A 9,907-nucleotide genomic window follows, 5' to 3' on the forward strand; every position below is an offset into this window, starting at 1 on the left:
TTGCGTGCCTGTTAGCGCTATCGTTTGGATTTACGGCGACGCGAAAAGACAGTAAAGTCAGCGTCTTTGCGCCATAGCAGCTTATGTTTGATAGTGTCTTTGATGGTACGCGGATGCTTGGGTGCCTGCGTGATGAGCATATCAAAAGTGGCGTCGTCTATCGCCAGCTCGCGGCCATGCGCCATCATCACCACCGAGGGCTTTAACGCTTTGATTTTTTGCAGCGACTGGATATAGAGTTTTGGATCATAAATAGGAAATGGCGCGACGAACTTGTGACGCAGCTTGATAATCAAGTCTGCTGTATATACTTGCCGACTTGGCAGATGAAATAGCGATAAGTCACGATCTGTATGCCCTGGCGTTTCAAGCACTTGCCACTCATCAAACTCAGGCACGCAGTCGCCATCTTTTACCATCACATCAGGATTCAGATGTGCCGGGTAATAAAGATTTTTGGCCGAGCGTCCTTGCCGTCTCGCCACATAATGCGCCAAATTCATATCGATGACATGCATGGCTCGCCCGCCGATACCGCCATACCACTGAGTTTTTTTGTCTGCTGATACGATCAGGCAGCCTGTCTGTTTTTTAAACTGCAGAGCACCGCCAGCATGATCAGGGTGCATATGTGTGACCATCACCACCTTTAGATCCGTTAGCGGGCGTTGTAGCGTCGTTTTTATATAATCAAGCACCAACGCCACATCAGGACGACAGCCACCATCTAACAGCATGATCTTGTCTGGATATACCGCAAGATAGGTACTTTGGATATAGCCTTCTAAACGTACAATCTCACATAAGCTCATTATTATTTATTCCCTGACCCATGATTCAATGCCATGAGCATTTATTAAATCCATTTGCTATTTAGTATAACGTTCATTATGGCTAAAAAAACGATTTTGAGTGAACGCTTGTGACTATAAATAGTTCACCTTATGTCAGCTTTAAATCATACACTGCCGCACCCAGCCCTAAAAAAGCAAAAACTCAGCACCTAGGCTGAGTTTAAGATAAAGCGTTTGAAGGTAAAAACTGATACCGTACCAGTCAACTATGCAAGGTCACGAACCTTTGGCTCACGCTCCCACAGACGCGACTTGGCGTTTTCGGTAAAGGCATCTAAGTCAGCAAGAGGCGTGACAAAGCTGTCTTTTTCTACTGGTAGCTTACTTAAAATGTATTCTTCAGTCGCTCCGCAGTAGGCAATGGCTTTGCAATGTACATAAGCATCAGTAAACCAATCTAAGGTCGAGCTGTCTTTTGCTAGTTTCTTGGCTTGCTCTGGCATGATGATACTGACCACCGCATCAAAAAATACCGAAGGCGCCCCTGCTATACGCTCTTCAGCTTGTATGCGAGTACCATCATCTAGTTTCACTTCTTTACTCGGCGCAACGATTTTTACCATCCCGTCCTGAGCATTGACCGCATCTTCGAACTTTTTAATCTCGCTATGCTTAGAGCCTTCGGCGACCAAGATACCCACCAATCGCCCTTTTAAGCTCTTAGGAGTACGGCCAATGGTTTGTACAGCCTCTGATGTCGCCATGTCTTGTACAGGCGCTGCCGCATCAGCAGGCTCTGGCAACTCCATACCCAAGGCAGTTGCCACGCGCTTGGCCAAATCTTCATCAATATGCAGCAGGTGGCTGAGCATACGGGTACGTACATGAGGAGTATCTACTTTACCCAGCTCAAATGCGTAGGCCGTCGCAATATGTGCCTGCTCAGCTGGGGTTTGACTACGGTAGAACATGCGCGGCTGGCTATAGTGGTCTGCAAAGCTCTCTGCGCGAATACGGCCTTTTACATTATCATCTAAGCGCTCTGCATACGACTCAAAGCCTTTTTTGACGCTTTCACGTGGACGATCTAAATCCAGACTTTGTGGTTCATAGAGGGTACGCGTCTTGGGTACTTGCATTTGCATGTGGCCGTCTTGCTGATTATTGGCAAACGGACATTTTGGCGCGTTAATAGGGATTTGCGCAAAGTTTGGCGACCCCAAACGCGACAGCTGGGTGTCAAGATAACTAAATAGACGACCTTGCAGTAAAGGATCATTACTAAAATCGATACCAGGCGGCAGATGTGACGGACAAAATGCTACTTGCTCCGTTTCTGCAAAAAAGTTATCAGGGTTACGGTTCAAGACCATTTTACCGATGATTTTCACAGGCACCGTCTCTTCTGGAATCAGCTTGGTCGCATCTAGATGGTCAAATGGAAACTCATTGGCTTCTTCTTCAGTAAATAACTGAACACCAAACTCCCACTCAAAATACATACCGTTCTCAATCGCTTCATACATGTCACGGCGGTTATAATCAGGATCAGCACCAGATATTTTTACCGCTTCATCCCAAGTAAGCGACTGTACACCTGCTACTGGCTTCCAATGAAAACGTACAAAGGTACTTTTTCCGTCTTTGTTAATCAAACGATAACTATGAATGCCAAAGCCCTCCATCATGCTAAAGCTACGCGGGAGCGCTCGATCACTCATCAGCCAAATGACATTATGCATGGTCTCAGGACTTAACGACACAAAGTCCCAAAAGGTATCATGAGCAGATGCTGCCTGCGGAAAGCCGCGATCAGGCTCCGGCTTGACTGCATGCACCAGATCTGGGAATTTCATGGCATCTTGAATAAAGAAAATCGGCATATTATTACCAACGATATCCCAGTTACCTTCTTCGGTATAAATCTTTACCGCAAAGCCGCGGACATCGCGAGGCGTATCTTTTGAGCCTTTATTGCCAGCCACGGTCGAAAAGCGAGTAAATAAAGGTGTCTGCTTCCCTGTTTCTGTAAGAATTTTGGCAGTCGTGTATTCTTCTAACGATTCTGTCAACTCAAAATAACCATGTGCGGCGCTACCACGTGCATGGACGATACGCTCAGGGATACGCTCATGGTCAAAATGATGAATCTTTTCACGCAGGACAAAATCTTCTAGCAAAGTTGGCCCACGTGCGCCAGCTTTTAATGAGTTTTGGTTATCAGAAATCGCAACGCCTTGCTGCGTCGTTAAGACTTTACCATCATCGTCTGCACGCTGGTGCGTCTCGCCACCATGTCCACGTTCAATAGTCATGTTGTTTGCGGGGTCAGTATGATCAAGATGCTTTTTCATAATATATCCTAGCTGATGAATAAAATGGCCTCTGATGAAACCATCCAAAGCGCGTAAACCCAGTATTTATATCCTTGTATCTATATAGTGACTTCGGCTGTCGCTTCATGTTTTATGGGTTACGCGGCAGTTGATTATCTAACTTTTTATTGTTGCTCTTTCGCTACTATGACTGGCAGTGCCAACCGTTCGCAATGTCAACTGCTAGCATTGCCAACCATGGTGCTCATCACTCATCTTACTTAAAAACTTCGCGATTTATGTCACATATATCGTGAAGCTTGTTGATTTTTGGTTAAACCAATGACCCAAACTATTGGCACATTACTATCATCAAATATATTGCTAAGTCCTTAACGCTCATGGCAGCGTTCTTTAGATTTTTTGCCTCAAGAATATCGATAGCGTTCGGGCCTATTATCAGTTAAATTATAAGGACAGCCATAAAATAAAGTCAGCCAGCATCAAAGCTGTGGCAAACACTAGCGGCGAGTTCTGAACAAGCAAAATTTTTATAACCATCGCTTATAGCCATTATAAAAGGCTTGATGTATCACTTTGTATAAGGCGGTTCGTAACTGTATTTACGGGCCGTCTTTATTCATCCGTCTAGGGCGTATTGTTCGTTGAGTAAGGAAAATAGCCATATCCAAGCTTTATTGGATATATTCCCTAGTTATAGACAAGGAAGACAGTTATGTTATTAGATAACGACGTATTGCGTGCGCGCATTCGTTTATTAGGATCGTTTTTAGGCGAGGCCATCTCTCGCCAATCTGGGCAACAAACCTTAGACACCATTGAAACCTTACGCCAAGGTTTTATCCAAGAGCGCCGCGAGCATAACGACGGACAAAAAAAGCAACTTATCGAGCTCATCGCCTCGCTAGACAATCAAACACTAAAAAACGTCATTCGCGCGTTTTCTATTTACTTTTTTTTGGCAAATTTGACCGAAGAAAACTACTTACGTGAGCAGCGGCGAGTGATGCGCGCGGAGTCCAACCAAAGCTGGGAAGGCTCTTTTCGTCGCACTTTATCAGAATGCCGCGAGCGGCAGATCGAACCTGAACAAATCAAAGAGCTCATCGATCAGCTAAAATTTATCCCTGTCTTTACCGCGCACCCTACCGAGGCGCGTCGCCGTACGACGATGAATATCTTGCAAACGCTATATGAGCACACCGATGCCATGGGTGTCTATCCTGAGGGCAGTCTCGCCTTTGAGCAGGCCAAACAAAAAACCGCAGAAACCATTGACCTACTGTGGTCATCAGATGAGGTGCGGACTCGTAAACCCTTGGTCTATGATGAGATTAATAATGGCCTGCATTATTTTGATGCCAGTCTTTTTACCGCCATACCGAAAGTCTATCGCAATATCAAAGACGCAATCGTAGAGATTTATCCAGAGCTTAGTGACTATGCGCTGCCCGCTTTTGTCAATTTTGGCTCTTGGATCGGCGGCGATAGAGACGGCAACCCCTTCGTCACTCATGAGACCACAGAAATGGCCGTGTTGATGCATGCCAATACCGTGCTGCGCCATTACCAAGTATTGATCCGAAAGCTGCGCCGCGAGCTGATTCATAGCGATAGCATCGTCACCATCGCGCCCGAGATTTATGAGCGCATCCAAGACTACAGCGAGCTGGATCAGCAGGTGTTTTGTTATAACCCTGATGACTACAATCATGAACCATACCGTAGATTGTTATCACTCATCCTTGCCAAAATAAAAGCCACCAACCAGTATATCCAAAGCCAAGGCACAGACGACAATGCAGCAAAAGACGCGTACTTATCGCCGGCCGCACTGTTAGATGACTTACGCCTTATCCGCAAGAGCGTCAACACGCATGATAGCGCCCATGCCGAAGGGCTACTGCTAGATACCATCCGCTTGGTCAAAACCTGTGGCTTTCATCTGGCCGCGCTCGATATTCGCCAAGACTCAGGCTATCATGGCGAGGTCATTGCCGATATTTTTGCCAATGCTTCCAACTTGCCCGATTACAAGGCCCTAAATGAGACAGAGCGCCAAGAATGGCTGACCCGCCTACTACAAAAACCAGGCACGCCGCTGATTTATACCGATAATTTAAGCGAGCAAACCCGTGAGCAGCTGGCATTGATGCAGTCGGTGGCCAAACTGCGCAAATTGGTCGGCGACGATACTTTTGGCAGCTACGTGATCTCAATGACCAATAACGCCAGTCAGCTGCTAGAAGTACTGCTGCTGATGCGCTTTGCGGGTTTGTCTGGTATCGATGACGACGGACACTTATTTGCCGCCTTGCCGGTAGCACCATTGTTTGAAACCATCGAAGACCTTAAAAACATCGATAAAATCATGCCAACGGTGCTGGATAACCCGCTGTATCGCGAGCTACTTGAGCACTCAGGCAATATTCAAGAGATTATGCTGGGCTACTCCGACTCTTCTAAAGACGGCGGCATTATTACCTCGGCTTGGCAGCTGTATAGCGCCCAGCAGACCATCACACGTATTGCCAACCAATACGGCATTAGCACCCGTCTGTTTCATGGTCGCGGCGGCTCTGTCAGTCGCGGCGGCGGCTCAACCCATCAGGCCATCGCCGCTCAGCCCGCTGGTACACTAAACGGACAAATCAAGTTTACCGAGCAAGGCGAAGTGCTCTATGCCAAATACGCCAATCCAGATACGGCGGTGTTTGAGCTAACCATGGGTATCACAGGCGCACTAAAAGCCAGCTCGTCACGCTTTGTGGCGCAGCTGGCCCAGCTCGATAGCTATGAAGCACTGTTTGCGGATTTGGCCGACGCTGGTGAGCAGCAATATCGAGCATTGACGGATAATACAGAAGGCTTTTATCAGTTTTACTCCGAGGCCACGCCTGTACAAGAGATCTCTTTGCTAAATATCGGCTCGCGCCCTGCCCACCGCAAAAAAGGCTTGCCAAGCAAATCGACCATCCGGGCGATACCTTGGGTGTTTGGCTGGTCACTGGCCCGCTTTACCCTTCCTGCGTGGTATGGCGTGGGCACGGCATTAGAGAGTGTCAAACAAAACGAAAGATTGATGAAAGAGATGAATAAAAACTGGCCGTTTTTTAGTGCTTTTATCAGCAATATCGAAATGGCCTTTACCAAATCGGAGATGAATATCGCCCACGCCTACAGCCTGCTGTGCAAAGACGAACACTTACGCACACAGGTCATGCAGGCCGTCGAGCAAGAGCACGCGCTTACTCACTATGGCCTAAACTCCCTGCTTGAGCAAACCTCGTTATTGTCCACGCAGCAAGAGCTGGCAGCGTCTTTACAATGGCGCAATGCTTACTTAGACCCGATCAACTATATCCAAATCGAGCTACTCAAACGCATGCGCCAACCTGATAATAAGGATGCTAAAAGTACCGACAAACTGTCGGTAGAAGATCCCCTGATTCGCAGTATCAATGCCCTTGCAGCAGGACTACGTAATACTGGTTAGAACTTGATACTGATATTAAAACGCAAATAACCGCTGACTTAGTTAGCGGTTATTTTTTGAAAAACCAAAATTTGGTTGTTCGCTGGCATCTGATATTGAGTCATTAATGTTAAATGGTGGGCGTTGGCTAAAGCAATGATATCTTCTTTATGCCGGATACCGCTACCAGCATCACGCTGGCGCAAACTGCTATCAAACTGCTGGTTACTTGCACTGGTATAGCGTCCGTTTTCATTAAATGGCCCGTAAACAATCAGCTTGCCGTCTAACGGTAATGCTGCCCCGACCAACTCAAATAACCTCTCAACCAAAGGCCAAGCGATAATATGTAAGGTGTTAGCGGTAAATACAGCGTCATAAGGTTCGCCAGTATTAGTTTTTGGAATAGAATCTGTTAACAAATTAAAAGCCAACGGTGCATACAGGTTTGATGCGGGATAGGCATTATGCCAAGCTTGTATCACCTGATGATTATCAGTTACATCGCTGGTTTGCCATTGTAGGTGTGGCAAGCTTGGTGCAAAGTAAACGCTGTGCTGACCGGTACCTGAGCCGACTTCTAAGACATGAGTATGCTCTTGTAGCTCTTTTTGTAGTACGTTTAAGATAGGCGCTTTATTATTTTCACACGCTTGCGAAAATGGCGCTCCAGCTGGAGCAATCGATTGCGTATTATCAGAATCACTATTAAACACTATGGCCATCCTTATAATGCTGTTTTCATCAAGTACAGATATCAATAACGAAGATAAGCAATAATAACCCACTACAACGACCTAATAGATACCTGCTTCAATGCCTGCTGCCAATGTCATTGCCAGCTCTTCGACTTGCTCAGTGAACGCCTCTTGCCAATCACCTTGTAAAATCAGCGCTTCTTGTATCCACTCCCAGCGCAGCCCCGTCGTAATCGTTTTCATCGCATTTTTAGTCCCTGTACCATCGTGTCCTGCGCGAATATATAACGCAAACGGCATACCCTGTTTTTTTTCTAGTACTGGATAATAACAACGATCAAAGAAATCCTTGGTCAATCCTGCCATATACGCCAAGTTCTCAGTCGTGCCTAATAATAATGCATCCGCTGCGAGTATATCTTCAGGCTGCGTATCTTGAGGAGATTTAAGTATGACGTTGATATCTATATCGGGATGATTAGCGCCATCGTAGGCCGCTTGCGCCAACTTCTTAGTATTCGGTGATGGCGCATGCGCGACGATAAGTAAGGTTTTAGTAGCCATATTAATCACCATTATAAAATATATCAGTTCTTAGAATAAATAGTCACCTTTTGCATGATATCAGGATGGATGCTTTTCGCAACTGGACAAGTCAGCGCTGTGTTATAAAATATCTTTTGCGTTTTCTCATCTAGCTGCCGATTAAAAGTGATCGCGACATGTATTTCACTGACGCGTCTTGGATCAGCTGTCATCACTTTGGTCACCTCAGCGGTAGTACCGGTGATATCAATCTCCATATCACGAGCTTTAATCCCAATGATCGTTAGCATACAGCTTGCCAAGCTCGTCGCTAACAAATCAGTTGGTGAAAAAGCTTTACCCTTGCCTTGATTATCAGTCGGCGCATCAGTAATAATCTCGTTGTTTGATTGCAAATGTATGGCAGTGGTACGTAAATCGCCTTGGTAGGTTACTTTTGAAGTTGTCATAGGGTTCCCTTATATAGTTATCAATATTAAATATATATTTAAAAAATATCTTCCTTCATCTAAATAATATACTTTATTTGTATAATAAAGCTATGGTAGTTGATAGTATTTCTTACCACTTTTATAAAGCAGATTTAGTAAATGGCTTATGGAATAAAGAAGGCATTTGATCTTGTTTTAAATAGAATTTAGGCATTTGATCTTCTTCAATCCAAGCATATCCATTTAGGCGATCTTTTAAAACACCATATTGTGAAGGCATTGACAACTCATTCATAATCTTTCTCACGAATGAACGATACCTCCTTCCAACAAAATATTGTTTATATAAGTAAGAAGGAATTGGAAGCTTTACAGCATCATCTCCAGAAACTGAAATACCAAGAATTTTCGTTGGAGGAGCTAACTTTATAAATCTAAGATCTACACCTTTAGACTTTAAAAGATTATCTCCAACAGACATGATTTCACTAACCATTTTAGAATGCTTCTGATATCGTCCTTGTTCCATATCTCTTTCTATTTCAGTAATTCTCTCTCGTATTTCCTGCACTTCTGAATTGCTCCGATAATAAGAAAGTGCTTCGAGATATTCTTGTCCATCAGTACATTCTTTCACTAGCATAGGTATGAAATTAGGAAGCTGAAGTTCGTCTGAGCTAGGAACTAAATCTAAGTCGCTATATGTTTGAAGCATACTCTTTTTAAACCCCTTCATACCGACATTGAAAGATTTAGCAAAATCAGTAGAGTTGTTTGAGCCAGAATTCAGACGATCAAGGAAGTCATACGAAAAAAAATCTCTTAGTGGATGGGACATGTAGGTCAAGTTTAGTTTTGCAGCATATACTTGGTGCCATATATACTGAGTTCCTAACCACGCCATAACTGAAAGCATTCTCTTAACGTGTGGTGATAACTTTCTCCAGCTGACAGGTCTTCCGTCAATACCATGAATTTCAAAACCTTCACCTAGCTTATAATCAGCTGGACTCGCTAAAAAAGCCTCAATTAAAGGGTTCTCTTTTTCAATACCCATAGTCCGAAAAACTAAATAAAATTCCGAACTCGAATGCTCCCAGATGAATTTACTAAAAGCATTAGCTTGTTCGAAATATTGAGAAAATAAACTTCTGTCAGATCCACTCTTAAATGCTGTAGTCCATGCTTCAGAAAGGGACTTAGAAATAGTCAATAAGTCATTATCTTCTTCTTTAAGAACAGTTTTAAAAGAAAACACAGGATCAGATAACATTTTTTTTCTAGCAGATGTTAAAGATGCTTTATAGGTATCTGGAACAACTATGTTATCACTTAATAAAAAAGCCTCACTAAAGCGTTCAAGAGCAACATGTTCGATATCAAGTAAAGCTGGTTCTTTAGTTGGAGCTTTCCCCAGTGCCCGTTGCACGCTTGAGATTGTTGCGTTATCCAATAAAATAGAAGACATTAAAATTATCCCTAGAAAAGTATATAACCCTTGATCTGTAATAATACCATTAAAATAATAAATCCCCACGCAAAAAAAAAGCCCCCTTCTACTCACGTAGAAGGGGGCTTTTTAGGAATAGGGAGCTGACGATGACCTACTCTCACATGGCCGGAGCCA

Annotated in this window: 7 protein-coding genes; 1 reads left to right on the forward strand and 6 read right to left on the reverse strand. The window is 44.3% G+C overall.

Going from position 1 to position 9,907, the window contains the following annotated elements:
- Positions 1–17: 17 nt before the first annotated feature.
- Entirely contained in the window at positions 18–812 is a 795-nt protein-coding gene (locus J3491_RS05145) for an MBL fold metallo-hydrolase (RefSeq protein WP_207969400.1), read from the reverse strand.
- A gap of 248 nt (positions 813–1,060) precedes the next feature.
- Positions 1,061–3,148 (reverse strand): catalase, encoded by a 2,088-nt coding sequence (locus J3491_RS05150; protein ID WP_207969401.1) that lies wholly within the window; start codon positions 3,146–3,148, stop codon positions 1,061–1,063.
- Between the two features lie 697 nt (positions 3,149–3,845).
- On the opposite strand from J3491_RS05150, the gene ppc reads away from it, so the two are divergent.
- Positions 3,846–6,626: a phosphoenolpyruvate carboxylase gene (gene ppc, locus J3491_RS05155; protein ID WP_207969402.1), complete on the forward strand. Its 2,781-nt coding sequence runs from the start codon at positions 3,846–3,848 to the stop codon at positions 6,624–6,626.
- A gap of 38 nt (positions 6,627–6,664) precedes the next feature.
- Here ppc and J3491_RS05160 read toward each other — a convergent pair whose 3' ends face one another.
- From J3491_RS05160 to J3491_RS05175, 4 genes are all read right to left on the reverse strand, one after another.
- The gene (locus tag J3491_RS05160; RefSeq protein WP_341534379.1) at positions 6,665–7,321 is read right to left on the reverse strand and encodes a DUF938 domain-containing protein; all 657 of its coding nucleotides are present in this window, start codon (positions 7,319–7,321) and stop codon (positions 6,665–6,667) included.
- Between the two features lie 81 nt (positions 7,322–7,402).
- A complete protein-coding gene (locus J3491_RS05165) occupies positions 7,403–7,867 on the reverse strand; it encodes a flavodoxin family protein (RefSeq protein WP_075101561.1) in 465 nt (154 codons plus the stop codon).
- A 23-nt stretch (positions 7,868–7,890) separates the two neighbouring features.
- Positions 7,891–8,298: an OsmC family protein gene (locus J3491_RS05170; protein WP_207969404.1), complete on the reverse strand. Its 408-nt coding sequence runs from the start codon at positions 8,296–8,298 to the stop codon at positions 7,891–7,893.
- Positions 8,299–8,419: 121 nt separating this feature from the next.
- Entirely contained in the window at positions 8,420–9,748 is a 1,329-nt protein-coding gene (locus J3491_RS05175; protein ID WP_075101436.1) for a hypothetical protein, read from the reverse strand.
- Between the last annotated feature and the right edge of the window lie 159 nt (positions 9,749–9,907).

It is taken from the genome of Psychrobacter halodurans, from assembly GCF_017498075.1.
Taxonomy (GTDB): domain Bacteria; phylum Pseudomonadota; class Gammaproteobacteria; order Pseudomonadales; family Moraxellaceae; genus Psychrobacter; species Psychrobacter celer.

Excerpts from the sequence above, each read along its gene's own strand:
- J3491_RS05165 (WP_075101561.1), bottom strand. The coding sequence starts at position 7,867 with ATGGCTACTAAAACCTTACTTATCGTCGCGCATGCGCCATCACCGAAT.
- ppc (WP_207969402.1), top strand. The coding sequence starts at position 3,846 with ATGTTATTAGATAACGACGTATTGCGTGCGCGCATTCGTTTATTAGGA.
- J3491_RS05175 (WP_075101436.1), bottom strand. The coding sequence starts at position 9,748 with ATGTCTTCTATTTTATTGGATAACGCAACAATCTCAAGCGTGCAACGG.
- J3491_RS05150 (WP_207969401.1), bottom strand. The coding sequence starts at position 3,148 with ATGAAAAAGCATCTTGATCATACTGACCCCGCAAACAACATGACTATT.
- J3491_RS05170 (WP_207969404.1), bottom strand. The coding sequence starts at position 8,298 with ATGACAACTTCAAAAGTAACCTACCAAGGCGATTTACGTACCACTGCC.
- J3491_RS05145 (WP_207969400.1), bottom strand. The coding sequence starts at position 812 with ATGAGCTTATGTGAGATTGTACGTTTAGAAGGCTATATCCAAAGTACC.